Genomic DNA, 22,398 nt, shown 5'->3' on the forward strand with positions numbered 1-22,398 from the left:
CTACTTTAAAAATAAGTTTTATTGCCTTATAATAACAAAGTATGAGCTCAAAAGTAGTTATATATAACGCAGAATATGAAAAAGAATCTTTAAAAGATAAGATTCGAAATGCTTTAAAATACTTTGACCTTCCCGAATTTAAGGCAAAAAGAATTCTTATTAAACCCAATCTTCTCATGGCCTCATCTCCTGATAAAGCAATTACAACCCATCCTGTACTAATAGAGGCCATCATAGAAGTCTTAAAAGAGAAAGAGGTAGGAGAAATATTTATAGGAGACACTCCTGGAAACACATCTACAAACTTAGATTATCTTTATAAGATAACGGGTATGAAAGAGATTGCAGAAAGACAAAAAGTAAATCTTGTAAATTTATATACCTACGGAGTTATTAATATTAAAAGTGAGGTTGCAGAAAATATTCCAATAACCAAATTTATAAAAGATGTGGATTACATAATTAATGTACCAAAGCTTAAAACCCATACCTTTATGCTAATGACCTGTGTTATAAAGAATACCTTTGGACTTGTGCCAGGGATGAATAAATCTCGTATGCATGCTATTGCCATAAATCCAGAAAATTTTGCCAAAATCCTAGTGGAGATATTTAATGAGGTAAATCCCATAATAAATATAGTGGATGGAATAGTAGGAATGGAAGGAGAAGGTCCCTCTGCTGGAAATCCAAGAAAATTTGGGAAAATCATCATTGGAAAAGATCCTGTGGCAGTAGATGTGATATCAAGTCTTCTTCTTGGATATAAACCCGAAGAGATTTACACAAATGTTATTGCCCACAAAAAAGGGCTTGGAGAAATAGAGCTTGATAAAATTGAGGTTATAGGGGAAGAAAAAGATAAAATTTATAACCCCGATGTGGCAAAAGTAAAAAGCTTTTACAACCTTTCTAAAAAAGTTCCTTCCTTTATGGGAAACATTGCCTCCTTTTTATATAACAAATTGATTAGGCAATATCCTGTTATCGAAGACAAGAAATGTATAAAATGTAGAATATGTGAAAATAGTTGTCCTAACAAGGCTATAACTTATACCCCAGAAGGAATGATCATAGATTATAAAAAATGTATCTCCTGCTTTTGCTGTCACGAGCTTTGTCCCCAAAAGGCTATAAGATTAGAAAAGAGTTTACTCGCCAGAAAGTTATTTGGGTAATTATCTATCTTCTAATTCAAAAATATTCCTTCCAAAAATAAGTATAAGCGTAATAAAAACAAAGATCATTACAAAAGCAAAAGAAAAGACAAAAGTTGCTCCTCCTTCCTCCACGCCTAAGGAAATTCTCAAGGCTCTTCCCACATAATAAAGAGGTAAAAACCTTGCAAAAACCTTCAAATAGTTAGGTAGAAAGTCTAAAGGAAAGTAAACACCAGAGAAGAATAACATAATATTTACTAAAAGATTTCCTACATTATTTGCCGCTTGAGGCTCTCTAAATAACGAGGCAAGGAGTATTCCCAAAGCCATCATACCAAGAATTGAAGAAGAGATAGAGATAAGTAAAAAGGTCCAATTTATGGAAAAATTTAAGCTAAAAATAAGCTGAGCTATCAAAAGAACAAATAAACAAGAAAAAATCCCTGCAATAAAATTACCTACAATCATCCCTGATATAAATGTAATAGGACTTACTGGAGTTACAGCAAATCTTCTAATAACCTTCCTTTTCCTATAATATCCAAAAAGAGCAATCATAGTAAATATAGCCGACGAAATGGAAAAACTTAAAACTCCAGGTATTGTATATCCTAAGGTAGAAACCTGAGCCTTTCCTGGATCAATTAATTCCTCTTCTACCCTTATAAATCCTCTATCTATTCCAGCCTCATGAAGGGAATAAATCTTAGAAAAGCTTTCTCCAAAAGTCCTTAAGAAAGGTTTCTGTTGAAAACTCGCAAAGTTAATAATAAAATTAAACTTCTCTCCATCAAAGATTATTGCTCCATCAACACTGCCCTTTAAGACTTTATCCCTTAAAATCGCTTCATTTTCAAATTCAACAACCTTAATATTTTCTATCCTCTCCAAAACTTTAACAATCTCAGCACTATCCTTTATTACTCCAATTTTAATTCCATTTTCACTAGATCCTTCCCCTCCTCCAAAGACAAACCCAAATATTACTACAAACATAATAGGTAAAATAAGAGAAAAAAGGAAGGTAAAAGTATCTCTGTAAAAACTTTTTATCCTATATAATGCAATAGTTATAAATGTCTTCATGACAGTTCCACTCGCCTATATTTTCTTATAGAGACTACTAAAAATAAGACGGTATAGAGTAAGGGAATAAGAATTGTTAAATAAATAGGATAAGGAGATGGCATAACTCCAAGGGTATCCCTTATACCTGCTGCAAGATAAGTAATAGGATTAATAACCACAATCCATTTTATAAACCATGGCACATCACTTATAGGAAAGTATATACCTCCAAGAAATTGCAAGGGAAAATTAAGAATTTGGCCTATCACTCCTGCAGAGCTAGTATTTTTAGCAACAGCAGATATAAAGAATCCCATAGCTGATAGAGCAAGCATAGCAAGAAAAGTATAAAGGAAGAAATAAAAAGAAAGAAAGTTCACACTACTTTTATATATAACCTTACTTACAAAAGTAACAAGCAAAGTTTGAAGCATAAAGAGATAAAAACGGGAAAGAAAATAAGAGAGAAAGAAATTTAAAGAAGAAATAGGAGCAATAATAAACCTTTTCAATATCTTTCCCTCTCTATACCAAGAAAGTTCCTGACCAATTCCGAACAAACCCGTAAAAAATATAGCAAGAATTACAATACCAGGATATATAAAATCTACATAAGAAAAACCAACTTTACTTCCTACTATTTCACTCTTAACCTCATAATCTTTTATTTTTGTCATTCTCTTAGCAAATTCTAAATTTAATCTTTCAACAATATTTTTTACCACCATACTCGCAGCCTGAGAAGAAACATCATGCTTCAAAGTATAAACCTTAATAGGAGCAGGATTTTCCCCAAAACCCATCATCTTCATAGTAATATTAGAAATAACAAGGCTATCAAAACCCTCTGGTATCTCCACAATAAGCTTAGTTTTTCCCTTTTTAAGATCTTCTATAAGTTTGTCCTTAATAGAATTATCTTTAAAAACCTTTAAGTTAAATACCTTGTTTTCTCCTTTACTCAAGGTATCAAACACCTGATAAACCATATTAGAGAAATCGCCATATTCTGATTTTAATAAATATACATCAAAATTTACTTTTTCTACTTTGGAAGGAAAAATAGTGATAAGTATAACCATAAGAAGAACAGGGAAGGCTACACACCAGAAAACATAAGATCTTTCTCTTAAAGCAGATTTAAAAAAGTAAATAGAGTTCTTGAAAACCATCATTCTTCCCTAAGCTGTTTTCCAGTAAGAGTTAAAAATACATCTTCTAAGTTAGGTTGCCTAATAATCTCATTTCTTACATTAATTCCCTTTTCTTTAGCAATCCGTAAAAGAATTCCAATAGTTTCAAGCACATTATTGGTCTTTATTATAAGGCGCTTATGCTTCTCATTATAAGAATAATTCAAACCTATATTACTTAACTCTTCCAAGAAACCATCACTATGCTCTACTTCTACCTCAATTACACTCTCCCCACCAATACTCTTTATCAAATCTTCAGGGGTTCCTTCCCTTATTATCTTTCCATGATCCATAATACAGACCCAGTCAGAGAGAAATTCAGCCTCTTCCATATAATGAGTGGTCAATACTATGGTTTTTCCCTGCTTTTTAAGCTGCAAAAGCAAATCCCAAATACTTCTTCTTGCCTGTGGATCAAGCCCTGTAGTAGGCTCATCAAGAAACAGAAGAAGAGGATCATTAATAATAGCAAGACCTATAGCAAGCCTTTGTCTCTGCCCTCCAGAAAGCTTCTCCACATAACTTTTTGCTTTATCCTTCAAACTTACAAAATCAAGAACATCATCTACATTTAAGCCTTTCTTGTAAAAACTCCTAAACATAGAAAGGGTTTCTCTTACTGTAAGGTTGCCAATGAGATTTGTCTCTTGCAAAGAAACACCTATGAATTCTTTTTCTTCTCTTCCTATCCTTTCCACTTGTCTTCCAAAGATGGTTATCTTTCCACTATCAGGAGTTCTTAATCCTTCAATAATCTCAAGAGTTGTAGTTTTACCAGCCCCATTAGGTCCTAAAAGGGTAAATATAGAGCCCTGCTTGATTTTAAAACTTACACCATCAACAGCCTTAATATTTCCATAATATTTTCTTAGATCTTCTACTTCAACAATAAATTTGTAAGTATTCATGAAATCATTATAAGACCATGCTAATAATATTTCAACCAAAAAGTTTTACACTCAACCACATGGGTATAAAAAATCAAGCTTTAGCACTCTCATATCATTTTTACGGAATGTACTCTTCTTAACATACGGGCTTTTACAAAAAATTTATCTTTAAAATTGTGCTCATCCTTTACCAAGAATCGATTGGAAGACTATTTAAAAGTTTACGAAACAATTGTTATTTTATAAAATATATGGCATAAAGATTAGAAAGATAGAATTTAAGCTACTAATAAATCTTTCAAAAATTTCTTTGAAAAAATAAAGAAAAACAATAAAAGAAAGAAATCTTAAAATATTATCCTAATTATCTTATTTTTGAACTCCTATTATTTAATATTTCTACAAAATATCAATTAAAGAATTTAAAGAGATAGCAAAAAAAGCTTTCTGATTTACCTTCTATTTTTTTAGATTCAAGCTTTTCGAATAGGAAAAGAAGGAATTTTTAGTTTTCACATGAGAAAAGAGTATGTGATAATAAGCAAGATAAGATTTAGATATAACAATATAATATACTATGAAATTCGAAAGGAATAAGGAATAGTAAAGATAAAAACCAAACGTAAAGGTATGTATGATAGTATATATGCTAGGTAAAAGGAAAAGAATAGTATTAGAAGGTAAAGTAAGAAAAGATATACAGCAGTAATATAAAACTCACAAATCTAAGTAATTCTATTTTTAGGAAACAAAGAACATAAGTCTATAAAGATAAAAAAGATAGAGAAAAAACTTAAACTAGTTATAAAGATAAAACAGATATTGAGGTATTCAAGTAGAGACAATCTTTACAGAATTGGAAACAGAACAGAAGGAGCATAAGAATTTTGATTTAAAATAAGAAAATCAAAAAGATTGGTATTGGAAAACTCTATGAAGAAGAAAGAAATTATTGAATATCCAGTCTATAGAAAATATCAATAGAAAAATCAACCAGAAAAAGGTTATAGTTCTATTAAGAAAGAACACTTTGAACTTTATAAAAAGCCAAAAGTTTAAAAGACAAGGACTTTATAATATTTTTGACAATACTGACTTTTACGCCATTTTAATAATTATACTTTTAAAATTTTTCTCAAAAAATCCAACATTTTAAAATTTAATATCCAGTCAATTTCTTTCATACTCCTTAACAATGGCTCTTTCATATGATGCCATGCTGGACCGTCGGTAATCCATAAGAAATCTATCCCCTTCTCCTTAGCAGCTCTATTCATCTCAATATAGCTTTCTGCAATAGAGATAGGTTTACTACCTACAACATTATAAAAATTGCACTCAATAATCAATATGGGCGAGTTATTCTTATAAATTACAATATCATGAGTTTTTCCCTTGCTTTCTTCTTTAGAAATTACAGGATATAGAGAAAAATTTGAATCATTCTCTACCATAACATAATCTTCTGTAGAGATAAGTTTCTTTATTTTTTGCTGGCACATCCTCTCAAAAATATCTCCACTTCTATTCTTTCGAGCATTTGTATCTAAACCAACCTCCACCCCAAGAAGGTAGTCATGAATATCTGTAACCTCTTGAAACAAATCCAGGATTCCAGTTTTATGACAAAAATTTACAATCTGATAAACATTACTTTCATTTATACGAGACCGCTCGAATTCAAAAGTAATAAATTCCTCAATACTAGGCTCAAAAATATCAATTTTCCCATTTCTTATTCTCTCTGCAATAAGTAGGGGAATCACCTCTACAACTTGTGGATATTCTAATAATAAATCTTGTAAATGTTTTTTTATATCTTTAGGTTCTACTTTAGTTAAAGAGTTCAACAAAGACAGCTCAATCAGATGTTGATTAACAGCTTCCTTTACCTTAGTCCAATCAACAAAATAATCATAAGTTTTGTTTGAAGATAACAGATTATCAAAAAAATAACTTTTGTATTCATCAAAATCTTTAAAACCTAATTCTTTAAACTTAACCATCTTTCCACCATTTTATGCTAAACTTATATTTTTTATACTCTTTCTCATCCTCTGGTTTTCTAAAAACAAAAATATGTTCATGTCCAATAAGATAAAATTCATACTCCTTTGCTCGCCACCTCTCCCTTGTAGCTTTCATATTCCATTGTAACTTAATAATATCTTCTTTCAAAATAAATCCCACCTCTAAAAATACTTGCATAACCCTATAGGCAATAGGCACATAATACTTATGCTTTCTTGTGTCACCAATCAAAATTGCACATACTTTACCAGGTTTCAATACTCTAAATGATTCCTCCGCCACTTTTTCCATCTCTTTTAAATATTCTTCTAAAGGAAGCTGTGACAAATCATCACTTTGTTTCTTATTTTTAGTATACGAAATTATACCTGCATATGGTGGATGAGTAGCAATAAGATCTATACTATTATCCTCAATTTTATTAAGATTTCTAGCATCCCCCCAGTAAGTTTTTATAATTGGCTCACTATATTTAGGAAAGAGAGGATTATAAGAAAAGTTCAAACGGTCTAAAGCAACCATCACTGCATCTAAATTAATATCAACACCTATTGCATTCCTTTCAAGTAGTTTTGCTTCAACAAGCGTAGTGCCGCTTCCCATCATCTGATCAAGAACCCAATCTCCTTTTGCGGTATACTTTAAGATAAGATTTCTCGGAATATAGGGAGACCAATTTCCTCTATAATTTCCTTTATGAGTAGCCCAACTACCTCTATCAGGAAAACTCCAAACAGTTGTTTTTTCAGGAGTATAATTTTCAGGAGGGCTGTATGACTTAATATCCCAATTTTTATTTAGCTTTACTTTTACATCCTCAATAATGACAAACTCATTTTCTTCTACAAACCTTATATAATCCTCTTTTGTTATTTCTTTCATATCTTTATAATTTTTAGTCATTTTTTATATTCCAGTATACTCTATCTTATTTTTAAATAATAAAATAAACTTTGTATTTCTTTACCATTTTACAAAAAGCAAATTTTCCCCTTTTAAACATCTTATTGCTTCCTTAAGAGTCATTATTTGGAAAAGCTTTTTAGCACGACATTAAACCTTTTTAAGCCCTTAAGGTTTCATCATTTTTCAACATCTTATAATAAGATACAGCAAGTAAGGGCATAAGTCAAGACTGCTTGAGAAAACAGACCATATAGGTAGGGAATAAGTGTAAATATAAAAAACATGATACTTAAAAACTCAAATAAAATAGGTACCAAAAATCAAGCTTTAGTATTTTCTTATTTAGGATGCTAAAGAAATAAAAAAATAATACTCGATATCAAAAACTTTGTATTGGGAAATATCTCTTGTTAAGTTCAGGAAAGAGAACACCTCAAAATTTTTATCTTAACTAGTTTATTTATGCTTTCTCTAAATACCTTTTTACTACAGAAATAAACTCTTCTATATCTTTAAAGTTATTTTTAAGAATTTCATATAATTCTTCTTTAGTAATCAAATTGTCATTGTACTAATCTATTTCTATAACCTACCATCTGGACAAGTTTTTCACCTAAATCCTTATCAGCTACTCCTACCTCAACTAAACCTTTTGCTATAGACTTATACTCCATAGATAAATCAGTAGTATGATGGTCATCACTAGTTTATTAAACTGCCAAATAAATAGGATTAATTATAACCGTATGAGCATTGAGAGAGAATATCAGGGTGAAAAGTCAAAAACTTAGAAATCTCATGTAAGAAAGGTACAAAAAATCAAGCCTTAATTAATCTCATACCGTTCTTATGGAATGTACTTTCCCCATCGCATGGCCTTTTTACAAAGAATTTATCTTTATTACTTGAAAGACTTATGTCACTATTAATTGTTAAAGCTCTTCCTCCTCACATTCTTACATATCTTTTAAGAAGCTCAATCTCCTCTTCTGTAAGCTCTCTATATTCTCCCACATCCAGATCCTCATCAAGAGTAAGCGGTCCAATTCTTACCCTCTTTAAGTACTTAACTTCATGATCTAAGGCATACATTATCTTTTTTATTATGTGATATTTACCTTCGGTGATAGTTATAAGAAGCTCCGACTCTTCAAAAGAAGTTTTCAACACATTCACCTTAAAAGGCTTTGTTTTATATTTATCCTTTTTAAGATATATCCCTTCTTTTTCATACTTTGAAAAATCTATATCTGAAACATCTCCTTCTACAATCACAAAGTACTCTTTTTCTACATTCCACTTAGGATGAGAAAGCCTATGAGCTAAAACTCCATCGGAGGTAATTATGAGAAGTCCTTCTGTATCGATATCCAACCTTCCAATAGGGAAAAGCTTATTTACTATGGGCTCTGCTGAAAAAAGATCCATTACTGTAGGATAATTTTCATCATATGTAGCAGTAATATAACCCTTGGGTTTATTAAGCATAAAGTAATAATTCTCTTTGTATTCAACTTCCTGCCCTTCTATCTCCACCACATCAGTGTTAGGGTCTATATGAAAAGAAGGGTCTTTCACAGGAACATCATTAACATATACTATTCCTGCTTTAATAAGTTTTTGTACTTCCTTTCTACTACCAAATCCTTGATTTACAAGAAATTTATCAAGCCTCATTTATATCAACTCCTAAAAGGAGGGAGATAAAACTCCCTCCCTATATTTTAAAATACAATATGGTATACAGTTTGTGGAGGTATCTTCAATTCAAAGTAATTATTTTGAATATTATTCACTTCTCCCATCTTTCTTATTTCAGGGGATTGGTAATCAAAGCCATAAATAGTACAGGAGGTATAAGTTCTACCTCCCCCAATATTTATCTTTGCAATTCCCTCTTTGTCCCAGCTTCTATTAATTATTATAATATGTAGTTTTCCTTCATTATCACTGTGAATAGAGGCATAAACTGGCATATTCTCTACATCAGAAGTTTCTGCCTTGACACATATGTCTCCATATTTAGATCCTTTTCCATCATAATTCAAATAAATATTATAGGCAGAAGTGATATAACTCCCAGAATCTCCCCACCTTGTAGCAAGAAATACCCCATATTTCCCAAATATACCTAATACATCTGTCTGGGCAATTCCTCCCGATATATGATCTTTACCTCCATAATCATACTCTGTTATGGCAAGCTTTGTACCAGGATAATAAGTCTCTATATCTTTCATTACAGTAGGAATAATAGGCAGATACTCTGGGAACCATTGGTTTATCCAACTGTTCTCTCCTGCAGTAATCTGTCCCTTTTGAGATGTTTTATAAGTTGGATCCCATAAGGTTCTTGGTGCCTGCATTCTTGCAATAGATGTATCTTTATTAGTAGCATTTTCTCTATCAAAACAAATCCTCACACCCGAAGAAGATCTCGCCTCAGGATACCAGTGAATGGAAAGTACATCAAGAAGCCTTTTTCCATAACTTTCCGATGCTTGTTTCATCTTCTCAAGGTAATAGCTTATAAACCACTTGTGATTTCCCTTTACCTGATTCCAATCAGGTGCATCTTGTAAGGAATAATATCCCATAAAACCATAAGACTCATAACCCAAAACCATTGCATAAGGATCCATTTCTTTAATAACTTTAGCAAGCTCAATAGATTTTGATATTAGTTCACTACAAGTTACTTTATTAGGGTGTATCCTGGGATGAGTACTTGACCAAAGATCTGGCTCATTGTCAAGTATATATCCTTTTATCCCTGTATCAGTATTTGCTTTTCCAAATTTATTAATCAGATAATTCAAAAGTTCATCCATATAAACATAATTATCAGAGGTATCAGGATTTAAAAAGAAAGGAGCATTTTTTCTAAATTTTACTTCAGCCCATCTTGGAGATGGCGCAGTCTCGCTTTCCAAAACAGTCCCATTACTATCTTTTGCCACATATCCTGCCATCTGTAGAGTAATAAGACTTATTGCTCCCATACTAAGAGACTGCTTATGAAACTCTGTGAGTACTATGGCAGGAACATTATACTGATTTTCAGGTATACCCATAGCCCAAGGTAAGTAATAATCGCTAGAATGATCCCAATCTGATCCTGCATTGGACATATTAGTCTCCCAATTATATCCTGTCAACCTATTTCCTCCAATCCTTCTTGCTGTATGCTTTACCCCTTCTACATCTTGGTTTGCCCCATAAATATAGGGACTATGGGAGTTCTATCCTGATCAGGATTCACAGTAATATTTACTGTAAACTCACCTATTGGCGTAATAACACCTCCCTGAGATGATTCTTTTACACACCCCGATGTAAAGAAAACCAGGAAGAGAATTAAAAGAAAAAGTTTGAAGCCTTTCAAAAAAGTCCCTCCCTTCTAAAATTCTTCATATATTTTATACCTATTGGTAGGGGTTTAAAAGAGTTTGAAAGGATTCAAAACTTTTTGAATAAAAGAGAATAAAAAAGGGTTTAATTTAAAAATAAAGTGCCACAGGCTCAACAGACCCTACTTGGAAGCCTCCTTGTACCTTCTCACCTTTCAGCCTCAGGATTTTCCAGATTTCATAGGAGCACCGGGCTTCTCCAACACTCCTACTACTCTCCACCCCCTAAGTACTTGGTAAGGAGTCTAGCTCCTTCACCTTTCCCTAGGTACCCAAGACTTTACTCAGTGCCAAGGTACATCAGGAGTACCTTTCGGACCCCTTGACGCCTGTAGCAATTATAATTTTAACATAACTTTAAAAATTGTCAAGGGGTATTTTTTATATTAATTTAAAATTATATAAATTTCAGTTGCCACCAACTCTTTTTTATTATTCTCAAAAATGAATCCATTTATAAAAACCTTACTCTTTATTTTAAGAAAACCAAAACCCACACTTTTATGTTTTTTCAATTCCAAACCTTTGTTCGTTTTCACAAAACTGGCAAAATAAAATTTTGTGCCCGAAGTTATTTTTATACTTACCACATCATTCCTCACAAATCCCTTTATATTTTTACTATGGCTTTCAACCTTTACTTTAAGAAGCCCAGAAGGACCAATAAACATTATAGACCCTTTAATATTAAAATTTTCTCTTGGTTTTGCCTCAATCAACTCAGTGTTAATAAGAGAAAACACTAATAACAAGAGAAGAAGAAAAATAAATTTCTTAAATCTCATTTAAAATACCTCCTTTTAAAATTAATTCACCCTAAAAAGCTCATCTGCCCTTTCTTTTATCAGTTTTCTCTTTTCAAGGGTTTTTTCAAAAACCTCATCAAAAATTTTAGGAAGATAACTCTCTAATACTTTAACCCCTTCTTCGGTTATTCCCCCTTTTGTGGCAACTTTTTCTATTATATCTTCAAAAGTCAAGTTCATATTATAAATTAACTTTGCAGTACTATATTACCACGTCTTCTCTCATAGTATTGTTATGTCTCAAGGAAGATTTCAGGAGTTCATTAAAAATAGAAGCTAAAAATCCTGACGCACAACTTGTTATCTCTACTGCAAAAGGAAAATCTTCCTCTCTTATTCTCTTCACCTTACTTATCTTCTCAAATAGCGACTTTATAAAAACCTTGTTCTCTTCTCTAACTTTATCATTATGAGAAATGAGGGTTATTCCCTCATTTATCTCTGACAATACTGTGGGAGTAACCTTTGAAATTTGCCCATCAAATACCTTTTCAATATTTTTCAAAAAATTCCTTTATTTCATCTAAAACTCCTTTTACTTCTGGCTGTTTCACACAGATAAAAATATATTTTGCCTTTTTTGCAAGATCTTTATTATTCTCTGCAATATTAATTTTAGGATAAACTTCTTTTAATCCTAAAAGCTTACTTTTTGTCCTTGTAGAAACAATTATTTCCTCTGGTTTTAATATTCTCTCTCCAATAAACTTTTTAACCAGCATACTTCCCATATTACCGTAGCCTATAAAACCTATCACCTACGCATCACCCCTTTGAAAATTTTTGCTATTTTAACATAACAATTATTCTTGCTCAAAATTTATCCTTTCCATACTTCATAAACCTTGAAAAAATATGATTAATCTCTTATTAGACCATTCCCAAATAAAATATTTGCAAATTTATAGGCTTCTTTTGTCCTTTCCATACCCTATTTCACATTTAATCTAAAGAATAAGAAAAATAAAAAGATCCTACTGACTGCTTTTACTCATTTTTATAGAAATCTATTTTAATATATAATTAAATTCAAAATAATTGTGTAAAACGTTTTATCACCAAAATTTCAAAAAAGACAAAAATTTGTCCTCTTAAAATAAAGATTTTATCAATACTTCCAAGTAAGGTAAATTTGAAAATCAAATGATATTAAAGTAAAATATATCCCAAAAAGGGGAAGGGTATTTGAAAAGTGCTAAAGAATTATTTCTTGGGTAAAATTAAAAATCTCTTAGTATGTTTTTCTTTATTATTTTTGCTACTCGGAGCAATTGTTTTAGGTAGTATGGAGGAAAGTAAAACAATAATACTGAATGGAAGAATATATAACCTTATTCCACTGAGCAAAGTTCTGTCCATAAGAGTTGTTGCTTCCTCTGGTATGTTTACTGAGGTTACTACCTCCTGTTCCTATGGAACTGTAGGTGCAAATATTGCTTGGGCAAAAGGACAAGCAAATTTCAGAGCTTATATAGGAATAGCGGGAGTAGGAGGCACTATAGGATCATTTTCTTTGAGTGTCTCAGATTCGGTAATTCTATAAGAAAAGGAGGGTATTTTAATGGAAAACTTATTAAAGATTATAAAAGATGTCTTTTGGTCCAATGACTCTTAAGAGACCTATAAGATTTTTAATTCAAATATTAGTTCTATTCATATGTTCTGTAACCGTGCTTAGAATTTTAGTAGAGATTTTTTCTATCATAATTATTAATTTAGGAATATGGACGGATAAACTCTTAAAATTATTAGGTTTAGGATAATCTAATAAACAACTTTATTTCACTTTTGAAGATAAAATGATAAGAAGATCTTAAATAAAGACTTAAAATTTATAGAAAGGCAAAAATAAGGGTAAGAGATGATGTGGATGAAGGAGAAATTAACAAAATAAAACTAATGCTTTTTGAAAAATTTAATGATGTGATCTCCGACTGTATAATTAAATCCTACTTACTGGATATAAGCTTCAAAAAACAAGATGTAAATTTATTAGAAATCCTAAGGTTTATTGCCAATTTCATACCTATAGAGGATATACATAATGAGGATATTCAGACCGAAGAAGTAATCAAACTTATATATGAGGAAGCCCAAAGATGAAAAAGTATATTTATATTGCTAAAGGATTTCTTCTGGAAAGGATGGTTTATAGATTTTCCTTATTTTTTAATGCTTTAGAAAAATATATTTATATTTTATTGATTTTCTTTTTGTGGAAAGCCATATATAGAAGTTTAGGACAGGAAAGTTTAAACATGAGCTTTGAAAGTACCTTTACTTACCTTTCCTTAGCAACCGCAATCTTTGGTCTTTTTCAGACCTGGGTAGACTGGGACATAGCTCAACTTATGTTAAGCGGAAATCTTTCCATCATTTTGACAAAGCCCTTAGACTTTCAGATTTATATGTTTTTCAAAAGAATCACATGGGTTATACTTAATCTTTTAACTATAACTTTTCCCGTTTTAGTAATTCTCAGGTTTATTCTCAATATGCCCATTAGTATAGGCATTAATTTTTTATTCTTTATCCTTTCTGTAATTATTTCATATTTAATATACTTCAGTATTGACTTTATCGTAGGAGTTACTGCCTTTTTTACTGAAACCATTTGGGGACTTTCAGTAACAAAAGACGCCATAATCTTATTTCTCTCTGGAGGAATCATACCTATCCCTCTTTTCCCAGAAAATTTAAGGAAGATTTTAGAACTATTACCCTTTAAAACCATATACCATATGCCCATAGAGGTTCTTATCAACAAAAGCTATACCCTCCCCGATTATTTGAATTCCTTAATAGTACAAATCTTTTGGCTTTTTATCTTTTTAGCTTTAAGCAGAATATATTATAAATTAACAGAGAGGTTTATTAAGATAAATGGGGGATAAATCCAGATTAAAGTACTACATAAAGGTATATTTTTGGTTTATTGCTCAGGATATAAAGGGAAGAATGCAATATAGGGTAGACTTCTTTATTAGTACTATTGGTATGGTAATCACAAATCTTTTTGGGCTTCTTTCTATATATGTAATTTTTAGATCCATACCAAATATTTTGGGATGGAATTATTATGAGATCCTGTTCATATATGGTTTTTCTTTACTTTCTCTAACTCCTTTGCAACTTTTCTTTGACAACCTCTGGAATCTACCTTACTATCTAATCTCAGGCGATTTTATAAAATACTATCTTAAGCCCCTTAATATATTCTTTTTCTATTTTGCAGAAGTTTTTGACATGAAAGGTTTAAGCCAATTAATCATAGGTATAATTACTCTCTCTTATGCATGGATAAAATTAAATTTAGAATTTAATCTCTTAAAATTTCTTCTTTTAATAATCTCCTTAGTAAGCAGTTCTTTAGTTATGGTCTCTCTTATGGTAATGGGGTCTGCAGTAGCTTTTTGGGTATTGAATGTAACTCCCCTTTTAAACTTTATTTTTAGACTTAGAGAATATACAAGATATCCAGCAGATATCTTTGATCCATTCTTTAAATTTATCTTCACTTTTATAATCCCTATAGCCTTTGTAGCTTTTTATCCCTCCCAAATATTTTTAAGACCTCAAAATATCAATTTCTTAGTCTTTATCTCCCCTTTTGTAGGCATACTATTATTCTTCCTTGCTTATAAACTTTGGATAAGAGGTACCAGAAGATATAAAGGAACAGGAGTTTAAAGCTGTGCTATAATAATTATGCTATGTTTGATAAATTCTTTTCCTTTTCAGAAGATACTAAGAAAGAAATAATTGAAAAGATAAAAAATATTCTCATACAAGAAGAATATATTGTTTTTGCCTATATTTTCGGATCCTTTGCTTATTCCGACAGATTTAACGATATAGATATAGCAATTTATATTAAAGATTCCCCCAAAGATAAGGAGAGTATACTGAAATTGGAACTTGAATTAGAAAGAAAAGTTGAAGACAAGATAAATATACCTACAGATGTAAGATTAATAAATAATGCACCATTAGGCTTTGTTTATAATGTCTTGAGCAACAAGATTGTGATCATAGATAGAGACATAGATCTAAGAGCAGATTTTGAAAGCTTAATCTTTAGAAAATATTTTGACTATAAACATTTAATAGAAGAATATTTAAGGGAGATAAAAAATGCTCCAATTTAATAGAGAAAAAATATCCAAACTCCTTTATGAAATGCGAAGAGCAGTAAGTAGATTAGACTCTTTGAGTAATGTGGAAAAGGAAGAATTCCTAAAAGATCCTGATAAGGTTGACAGTGCAAAATATAATTTTATAATAGCCATTGAGTCTGCTATTGATATCTGCAATCACATAATATCTCAAAATGGACTAAGGCCCCCAAAAGATTATTCAGATACTTTTAGAGTTCTTTTTGAAAATGGCTTTTTGGAGAAAGAGTTCTTTGAAAATTTGGTGAATATGGTCAAGTTTAGGAATAGATTAGTACATATATATTGGGAGATTGATAATGAGTTTTTATACTCAATCCTAAAAAATAATGTTAAAGATTTAAAAGCTTTGATCAATAAAATAATTGAAATTTTAGAGCTTTAAGGTCCTTTCACCATACTATCCAAAAAATTACGAAAAAGCAATTTCTGAAAGTTTCAATTCCAAAATCTCACGCTTAATTTTTAAGTTTCTCATAAAATTTGGCTACTTACCATGCTCTCCACCTCATTTTTGAACATTAAAATACAGTTTGATAGGTTAATAACTTACCCACGGCACTTTTTTACTCTTAAAATATTGAATCCTAATAAATCTAATTGCACTTATCATAAGGATAAAGAGAGCTCCAATTCTATAGATAACTTGAATATTTAACCCTGTTAGCATCCTTTGACTTATAAGTAAAGAAATTACACTGCCTAAGGTAGAAGATACTATGTAAATAGAAAATATCTTTCCTCTATATTGGGAGGAAACATTTGCCATTATAGCACTCATAAATCCTACCTGCAAAAGAGCATTGGCTATACCATTTAAAAAGAAAAGTATTAAACCTAAGGAAATGTTATTAGCAAAGGAAAATATGGTCAAAAAACTTCCAATAGATATTAGACCTACAAAATACAATTTATAACTTGTAATTTTCATATTTAAATTCCCCAAAATAAAAGAACCTATTAAAGCTCCTATACTTCCCGCAGAAAGTAAATAACCATACATAGCTTCAGAACTATGAAGGGCTTCTTTTGTAAAAACTACAAGCAAGTTGTTTATGGTACCACCTGCTAAAAGTGTCAAAAATTCAGTAACAAGTATATATTTTACAAACCTTCCTTCATTTATAAGAAACTTTATAGCTTCTTTTGTATCATTATAGAAAGACAATATCAAAGCTTTAGGTCTAATCTCCTTCTCAAATCTCTCTTCACCTGAGATAAAAGTTATTGATAATAAAAAGGCATTTATAAAAAAGGTTATAGAATCAATGATAAAAGCAGGAATAAAACCCCAGAATTTCACTACAATGGCACCTAAAAATGGTCCTAAAACATCCACCAAATTCTCACTAAAATTGTTTAATGAATTTGCTGTTACTATATCATCTTTATCTTTCACAGTTTGAGGAACCATGGAATAAAAAGAAGTAGAGAAAAAGACTCCAGAAACACCATTAAGAAAAACTAAAATATAAAATATCCATGGATCTCTTGCGATAATATAACCCAAAACTAAAAATCCATTGATTATTTGAGAAAATATTAAGATCTTTTTTCTTGAAATAAAATCTGAAAACCATCCTGCAATAGGACTTACCAAAATAAAAGGCAACATAGAAAAAATACTAAAGATGGCTACAGCACTCGCAGAATTAGTAATTTGATAAAATAAAATAGTCCTTGCAATCATGGTAAATCTTGTACCCATATTACTCTGAGAATATCCAAGCCATACCTTAAAAAAAGAAGGATTCTCTCTTAAAAATTCTACAAAACGAAAAAATTTAAATTTACGCAAAAATTATCCCTCCCTCTCCCAAAAAGGTATCAAACTTCTTGCTTTCTAAAAACTTTTTCCCATCATCAAAAACAAAAGCCTTACCTTAAACCCCTAAACAAACTTTATTGTATAAACCATCAATTTTTACTGTCAAGGCTTTCTTTTAACTCCTTTGGAAACTCACTGATGAATCTCTGAGAGCTTTTGACTCTTCATAAATATTTTTGTATTTAAAATCGCTATTAAAATAAAAAGTATGGGAATTATAAGAAAGAATGGTAAGAGAAACTAAGGTTGCCATAAAAAGAGATTAGCGCATATTATTTTTCGTCTATTATCTCCACAATTCTTCCCTTACTGAGATAAACAAGCTTATCTACAAAGTTTTTTTCAAGCAAATTCTTGGGAGTAATAATAATGCATGTTGTATTTTTCATCTTTTCTTTTATAAATTTAAATATTTTTTCCTCTACTATTGTATCTGCTTCAGAGGTTGCTTCATCAAGTATAAGAATTTTGGGATTTTTCAATATGGCTCTAAGGAAGGCAATAATCTTCCTCTGCCCTCCAGATATTCTTACCCCTCTTTCTCCTATTACCGTATCAAGACCCTTTGGGAATCCTTCTATAAAAAAGTCGTATAAGTCTGTTTCCTTTAAGAGTTTTATTAATTCTTCATCAGAAATATCAGGTCTTGAATAAGAGATATTATTCTTAACAGTGTCATTAAATAGAAAAACATTTTGAGAAATAATCCCAATTTTTTCTCTTAAAGAGGAAAGCTTTATTCTCTCTAAATCAATACCGTCTATAAAGATCTTTCCTTTTTGAGGCTTATACATCCTAAGAAGTAATCGAATTAGGGTGGTTTTTCCACTACCATTAGGACCTATTATAGCAACTTTTTCTCCTTCTTTTATTTCTAAATTTATATCTTCCAAAACCCTATTATTCTCATGATAGGAAAAAGAGACATCATTAAAAGATATATTTCCTCTTAATTCATTAATTTGTATATCACCTCCTTCCTCTTGCGTTATTTCCATAATTTCAGCTACTCTTTTCAGAGAAACCAGCGCTGGATAGAGAGTAAAATTAAAAGTAGCTAAACTTTGAATAGGAGCATAAAGCCTTTGTACATAAGCTGTAAAAGCAATATAGCTTCCTAAGGTAAACGTTCCATTTATTATATCTATTCCGCCCCTCCATAGGATGAGAAGTCCTCCCAAAGCAGTAAGGGTTATGTTAAATTCTGCGAATAAGGTAAAGATTATACTTTGTAGAATATTCTTTCTTCCAAGCTCTTTAAACCCTTTCTCTATTTTTTCTGCTTCTCTTTCTTCTGCCACAAAAAGCTTAATAACTTCTGCTCCTGAAATCCTTTCTTGTACTTTTCCCATCAATTTAGCAGAAGATTCTAAAATTTCCTTTGTAACATATGAGATCCTATCTGCTAAAGGTTTAAGAGCAAAATAATAAAAAGGGAGAATTAAAAGAGCAATAATAGTCAACTTCCAATTGAGATAAAGAAGCATGCAAAGAGCAAAGATAAATTCTCCTAATCTTATTAATTGGCCTACTAAATTAGAAGAGAAAAATAAACCTAAGCCTTCTGCTTCTCCAATTCTACTTAGTAGATATCCTGTTTGTGCTCGATCATAAAAGGAAAAGGGCAGTTTTAGAATCTTTTTGAATAAATCACTTTTTAAAGTAACAATAATTTCTTGATTCAGTTTTACAAAAAGGTATTGAGTTATCCCCGAAAAGATGCTTCTTGCTATATGAAGAACCGCCATGACAATGATCAAATTAAAAAGAAGTCTTACGTCTTTATTTCCCAGTAAAACCTTGTCAATTACCATTTTTGTTAAATAGGGAATGGGAACTGTAATGAAAGAAGAGATTATAAGAAAGATACTTGCAAGTATAAAACTTTTTAGATGAGTTTTTAAATAAGGAAATAATATTTTAAACTCTGATAGAGAAACTTTTTCCTTTTGAGGAAATAGAAAATCTAAATCTTCTTGCATTTTTTTTAAACACCTACCTTATAATTTTGCTCATTTTATGAAAATCTATTTTCTTAATTTTAGCATGTCTGAGAAAGAATAAAAAAGGATCTTACTAACTGCTTTTACCCATTTTTATAAAAGTCTATTTTAAATATCCAATTAAATTTAAAATAATTATATAAAACATCTTATCATAGAAATTTCAAAACCACAAAAATTTGTCCTTTGACAATCAAATAATATTAAAGTAAAATACCCCACAAAAAGGAAGGGGATGAAAAGTAGAATCATTTTCTCTGAGTCTCTTAGACTCAGTAGCCCTATAAAAGAAAATAAGGAGGTATTTTAATGAAAAAATTAGAGATTGTAAAAAATATTTTAGTCCAATGCCCCTTAGAAGGTCTGTAAGATTTCTAATTCAAATATTAGTCCTATTCACATGTTCTGTAACTATACTTAGAATTTTCGTAGATATTTTTTCCATGGTAATTATTAAATTGGGAGAATGGACAGATAAACTATTAAAATTATTAGGATTATGATCTAATTCTTTCGTAAATAAAAGGATGATAGAAAACCTATTTGGAAGCCAACAAATATAATACAAATTGGCATTTGACAGAAACATAGGTATTACTTTTAAGGAGCAAAGATAAATTTGTTGGGTAAGCAAAAACGACTTCCCAAAGGGGAAAGCATTGAGAATAGCCTTCGCAAACCTAAAAGATTAAACCAAACCTGTGAAATTTCAAAAATGTATGTTTGATATAATATTTTCAAGAGATCTATTTATAAAAGGGAAAAGGTTGAAAGAGAAAATTATTAGAGAAGTTATAACTAATTATTCTTTTAGAAGCTGGCTTTACTTTAAGCCAAATAATATTATTTGGCTCTAAAGCTAGAAGTGATTTTGTAGAAGAGAGTGATTGGGATATTCTAATTTTAGTAAAGGAAAAACTAACATTAGCAGAAAGAAAAAGGCTCTGGCGAAGAATATACTATGCTATGCATTCCCACTTTCCTGGTTCTTCTTTTGACATAATTATAAAGAGTGAGGATACCTTTGAGATGAAAAAAGATATAGCTAATACCATTTCCAATAAGGCTTATACAGAAGGAATAAAATTATGAAAGAAGAAATCATTCTTAGGTAGTTAAAAAAGGCTGATAATGATCTCAAAGTAGTATCTTGATATTGAAGATGCATCTACAGATATCATATGTTTTCATTGTCAACAGGCTATTAAAAAATACTTAAAATCATTTCTCACTTATGTAGATGTTAAAGCTATAATTTAGCCATAAGAGTTAAGGATTTTATTTTAAAGAAAATTACTCTATTATCTCAGAAGGCTGTGCTATAATAATTATGCTATGTTTGATAAATTCTTTTCCCTTTCAGAAGATATTAAGAAAGAAATAATTGAAAAGATAAAAAATATTCTCATACAAGAAGAATATATTGTTTTTGCCTATATTTTTGGATCCTTTTTAAATGATCCCTCCTTTAGAGATATAGATATAGGTATTTTTGTAGACAATATAAATTTAGATGAAGATTTTGAAGTTAAGTTGATAGATAAAATCTCAAAAAGCATTAATTTACCTTTTGAGATCATAGATTTAAGAATAATTAATAAGGCTAAACATTCCTTCTTAAATAACATATTTAGAACAGGACTCTTATTATTTACAAAGAATGAAAAATTACTTACTGATTTAATAGAAGAAACTTCCTTAGAAGCTATTGCTAATGAATATATCTCTCAACTCTCTTTAAAGGAACTCCTTTCTCTATGAATATTGATTTGGAGAAAATTAAGCAAAGAGTATCAGATATCATAGAATCAATAGAGGAAATTAATAAGTTAACCTCTATGGATGAAGGGGAATTTTGGGTAGATAAAAGAAATATAGCCTCATTAAAATATTTTCTTCTTCAGGCAATAGAAGCATTAGGAAGTATATGTGTACATATTTGTGCTAAAAAACTTAACAGAGGAGTTTCCAGTATAGGTGAGTGCATAGAATTACTTCAAAAAGAAAATATAATCTCCCTTGATTTGTTTGTAAGACTCAAAAAAATGATAGGATTTAGAAATAGATTGATACATAGATATTGGGAGATAGATGACAAAAAGGTTTATGAGTATGCCCAAAAAGACCTTAAGGATCTCTATGACTTTATCAACGAAATTAAAAAATTGTTTTAAATTTCTTCATGCTTGCCTATATTTAGAGTATACTGAGACAAGATAAATATATCCACTAATTTAGCAACTGAATTATAAATTGCAAACTTTTCACATCTTCCAGTGTGAACAGTTCATCCTATTGGATACTAAGAAATTTTTAGGATTAATAGTAAAGTAGAGGCTGAAGTAAGGTATACCAAGTAGACCGAAGAGATAGAAATTATGAAACCACTTGTTGCTGTCCTTTAAAAACCTATATATTTATTAAACTTCTTTTTATCAGGAACAACAAATGAAATAATGAAATTTATAGTACCTGTGATTATTACATTGGATATAGCTTTTACTATATTTACGGAATTTTCTCAGTATATATAATCCAGAAAGAGAAGCTAAAATAGTCAGTACTCCAGCTCCTGTAAGACCAAAAACAGGATAAAAAAGGACAAATTTAGCGTTCCAGAAAAATGAAAAGGAAAGATCTCCCACAGGGGAAAGAGCTATGCTTAAAATAAAAATTCTTAGTCTCATTTCATCCTTTTCATGATTCATAAAGTCTTACCGTGCTAATATATTCTTTTTTTATCCCTTGTAGGTTTATTAATAAACTTTCTCCCCCAAAAGAAATCCTGAATTTTTTCTTCCAAAATCTCACAATAGAAACTAATTCTGCTCTCTGATTTATAGGTTTATATTTAGGTTTTTGAAATAAACACCATACTTAAGCCTCAATTTAAAGAGATTTAAGCTAAGTTTTATATATAAATTT

Annotated in this window: 27 protein-coding genes; 12 read left to right on the forward strand and 15 right to left on the reverse strand. The window is 30.4% G+C overall.

Going from position 1 to position 22,398, the window contains the following annotated elements; genetic code table 11:
• Window positions 1-41 precede the first annotated feature (41 nt).
• Window positions 42-1,178 (forward strand): DUF362 domain-containing protein, encoded by a 1,137-nt coding sequence (locus DICTH_RS08695; protein ID WP_012548089.1) that lies wholly within the window; start codon window positions 42-44, stop codon window positions 1,176-1,178.
• On the opposite strand, the gene DICTH_RS08700 is transcribed toward DICTH_RS08695, so the two are convergent.
• The 13 genes from DICTH_RS08700 to DICTH_RS08760 all read right to left on the reverse strand — a co-directional run bounded on the left by DICTH_RS08700 (window position 1,179) and on the right by DICTH_RS08760 (window position 12,225).
• Window positions 1,179-2,246 (reverse strand): ABC transporter permease, encoded by a 1,068-nt coding sequence (locus DICTH_RS08700; RefSeq protein ID WP_012547256.1) that lies wholly within the window; start codon window positions 2,244-2,246, stop codon window positions 1,179-1,181.
• Entirely contained in the window at window positions 2,243-3,403 is a 1,161-nt protein-coding gene (locus DICTH_RS08705) for an ABC transporter permease (protein WP_143707884.1), read from the reverse strand. The genes DICTH_RS08700 and DICTH_RS08705 overlap by 4 nt, the downstream gene beginning before the upstream one ends.
• Window positions 3,400-4,332 (reverse strand): ABC transporter ATP-binding protein, encoded by a 933-nt coding sequence (locus DICTH_RS08710; RefSeq protein ID WP_012548713.1) that lies wholly within the window; start codon window positions 4,330-4,332, stop codon window positions 3,400-3,402. Before DICTH_RS08710 ends, DICTH_RS08705 begins: the two co-directional genes overlap by 4 nt.
• A gap of 1,097 nt (window positions 4,333-5,429) precedes the next feature.
• Complete coding sequence (locus DICTH_RS08715) at window positions 5,430-6,320, reverse strand: DpnII family type II restriction endonuclease (protein ID WP_012548030.1); 891 nt, start codon at window positions 6,318-6,320, stop codon at window positions 5,430-5,432.
• Entirely contained in the window at window positions 6,313-7,248 is a 936-nt protein-coding gene (locus DICTH_RS08720; RefSeq protein ID WP_012547676.1) for a TRM11 family SAM-dependent methyltransferase, read from the reverse strand. Before DICTH_RS08720 ends, DICTH_RS08715 begins: the two co-directional genes overlap by 8 nt.
• 566 nt (window positions 7,249-7,814) lie before the next feature.
• Entirely contained in the window at window positions 7,815-7,925 is a 111-nt protein-coding gene (locus DICTH_RS10300) for a DUF86 domain-containing protein (RefSeq protein ID WP_236608264.1), read from the reverse strand.
• 274 nt (window positions 7,926-8,199) lie between these two features.
• Window positions 8,200-8,928 (reverse strand): pseudouridine synthase, encoded by a 729-nt coding sequence (locus DICTH_RS08730; protein ID WP_012548763.1) that lies wholly within the window; start codon window positions 8,926-8,928, stop codon window positions 8,200-8,202.
• A gap of 47 nt (window positions 8,929-8,975) precedes the next feature.
• Entirely contained in the window at window positions 8,976-10,409 is a 1,434-nt protein-coding gene (locus DICTH_RS08735) for a glycoside hydrolase family 44 protein (RefSeq protein ID WP_012547429.1), read from the reverse strand.
• Window positions 10,410-10,450: 41 nt separating this feature from the next.
• Entirely contained in the window at window positions 10,451-10,636 is a 186-nt protein-coding gene (locus DICTH_RS10250) for a hypothetical protein (protein ID WP_012547510.1), read from the reverse strand.
• Window positions 10,637-11,047: 411 nt separating this feature from the next.
• Window positions 11,048-11,446, reverse strand: coding sequence for a hypothetical protein (locus DICTH_RS08745; RefSeq protein ID WP_012547844.1), 399 nt, complete (start codon window positions 11,444-11,446; stop codon window positions 11,048-11,050).
• A 21-nt stretch (window positions 11,447-11,467) separates the two neighbouring features.
• On the reverse strand, window positions 11,468-11,656 hold the full coding sequence (locus tag DICTH_RS08750) for a pyrroline-5-carboxylate reductase dimerization domain-containing protein (protein ID WP_269087848.1): 189 nt from the start codon (window positions 11,654-11,656) through the stop codon (window positions 11,468-11,470).
• Window positions 11,657-11,669: 13 nt separating this feature from the next.
• Window positions 11,670-11,972, reverse strand: coding sequence for a hypothetical protein (locus DICTH_RS08755; protein ID WP_041723341.1), 303 nt, complete (start codon window positions 11,970-11,972; stop codon window positions 11,670-11,672).
• Entirely contained in the window at window positions 11,959-12,225 is a 267-nt protein-coding gene (locus tag DICTH_RS08760; protein WP_049751894.1) for an NAD(P)-binding domain-containing protein, read from the reverse strand. The genes DICTH_RS08755 and DICTH_RS08760 overlap by 14 nt, the downstream gene beginning before the upstream one ends.
• Window positions 12,226-12,659: 434 nt before the next feature.
• On the opposite strand from DICTH_RS08760, the gene DICTH_RS10255 reads away from it, so the two are divergent.
• The 7 genes from DICTH_RS10255 to hepT (DICTH_RS08790) all read left to right on the forward strand — a co-directional run bounded on the left by DICTH_RS10255 (window position 12,660) and on the right by hepT (DICTH_RS08790) (window position 16,027).
• Window positions 12,660-13,010, forward strand: coding sequence for a hypothetical protein (locus tag DICTH_RS10255; protein ID WP_012548122.1), 351 nt, complete (start codon window positions 12,660-12,662; stop codon window positions 13,008-13,010).
• 61 nt (window positions 13,011-13,071) lie between these two features.
• Entirely contained in the window at window positions 13,072-13,230 is a 159-nt protein-coding gene (locus DICTH_RS10005; RefSeq protein ID WP_012547253.1) for a hypothetical protein, read from the forward strand.
• A gap of 103 nt (window positions 13,231-13,333) precedes the next feature.
• Window positions 13,334-13,570 (forward strand): hypothetical protein, encoded by a 237-nt coding sequence (locus tag DICTH_RS08770; protein ID WP_012547071.1) that lies wholly within the window; start codon window positions 13,334-13,336, stop codon window positions 13,568-13,570.
• Window positions 13,567-14,361, forward strand: a complete 795-nt coding sequence (locus tag DICTH_RS08775) for an ABC transporter permease (protein WP_012548606.1) — start codon at window positions 13,567-13,569, stop codon at window positions 14,359-14,361. Before DICTH_RS08770 ends, DICTH_RS08775 begins: the two co-directional genes overlap by 4 nt.
• The gene (locus tag DICTH_RS08780; RefSeq protein ID WP_012547730.1) at window positions 14,351-15,157 is read left to right on the forward strand and encodes an ABC transporter permease; all 807 of its coding nucleotides are present in this window, start codon (window positions 14,351-14,353) and stop codon (window positions 15,155-15,157) included. The genes DICTH_RS08775 and DICTH_RS08780 overlap by 11 nt, the downstream gene beginning before the upstream one ends.
• A gap of 23 nt (window positions 15,158-15,180) precedes the next feature.
• Entirely contained in the window at window positions 15,181-15,615 is a 435-nt protein-coding gene (locus tag DICTH_RS08785) for a nucleotidyltransferase domain-containing protein (protein ID WP_012548335.1), read from the forward strand.
• Window positions 15,602-16,027 carry a type VII toxin-antitoxin system HepT family RNase toxin gene (hepT, locus tag DICTH_RS08790; protein ID WP_012548469.1) on the forward strand — a complete coding sequence of 142 codons (426 nt, stop codon included), beginning with the start codon at window positions 15,602-15,604 and terminating at the stop codon, window positions 16,025-16,027. Before DICTH_RS08785 ends, hepT (DICTH_RS08790) begins: the two co-directional genes overlap by 14 nt.
• A 156-nt stretch (window positions 16,028-16,183) precedes the next feature.
• Here hepT (DICTH_RS08790) and DICTH_RS08795 read toward each other — a convergent pair whose 3' ends face one another.
• Entirely contained in the window at window positions 16,184-17,440 is a 1,257-nt protein-coding gene (locus DICTH_RS08795; protein ID WP_012547381.1) for an MFS transporter, read from the reverse strand.
• Window positions 17,441-17,742: 302 nt separating this feature from the next.
• Window positions 17,743-19,452: an ABC transporter ATP-binding protein gene (locus DICTH_RS08800; protein ID WP_012547312.1), complete on the reverse strand. Its 1,710-nt coding sequence runs from the start codon at window positions 19,450-19,452 to the stop codon at window positions 17,743-17,745.
• Between the two features lie 858 nt (window positions 19,453-20,310).
• On the opposite strand from DICTH_RS08800, the gene DICTH_RS10425 reads away from it, so the two are divergent.
• From DICTH_RS10425 to hepT (DICTH_RS08810), 4 genes are all read left to right on the forward strand, one after another.
• On the forward strand, window positions 20,311-20,565 hold the full coding sequence (locus tag DICTH_RS10425) for a nucleotidyltransferase domain-containing protein (protein WP_407919142.1): 255 nt from the start codon (window positions 20,311-20,313) through the stop codon (window positions 20,563-20,565).
• A gap of 63 nt (window positions 20,566-20,628) precedes the next feature.
• Window positions 20,629-20,733, forward strand: coding sequence for a HEPN domain-containing protein (locus DICTH_RS10430; protein ID WP_081428049.1), 105 nt, complete (start codon window positions 20,629-20,631; stop codon window positions 20,731-20,733).
• Between the two features lie 75 nt (window positions 20,734-20,808).
• On the forward strand, window positions 20,809-21,234 hold the full coding sequence (locus DICTH_RS08805) for a nucleotidyltransferase domain-containing protein (RefSeq protein WP_012547234.1): 426 nt from the start codon (window positions 20,809-20,811) through the stop codon (window positions 21,232-21,234).
• Window positions 21,231-21,647 carry a type VII toxin-antitoxin system HepT family RNase toxin gene (gene hepT, locus DICTH_RS08810; protein WP_012548077.1) on the forward strand — a complete coding sequence of 139 codons (417 nt, stop codon included), beginning with the start codon at window positions 21,231-21,233 and terminating at the stop codon, window positions 21,645-21,647. The genes DICTH_RS08805 and hepT (DICTH_RS08810) overlap by 4 nt, the downstream gene beginning before the upstream one ends.
• Window positions 21,648-22,398: the final 751 nt, after the last annotated feature.

It is taken from the genome of Dictyoglomus thermophilum H-6-12, from assembly GCF_000020965.1.
Classification (GTDB): domain Bacteria; phylum Dictyoglomota; class Dictyoglomia; order Dictyoglomales; family Dictyoglomaceae; genus Dictyoglomus; species Dictyoglomus thermophilum.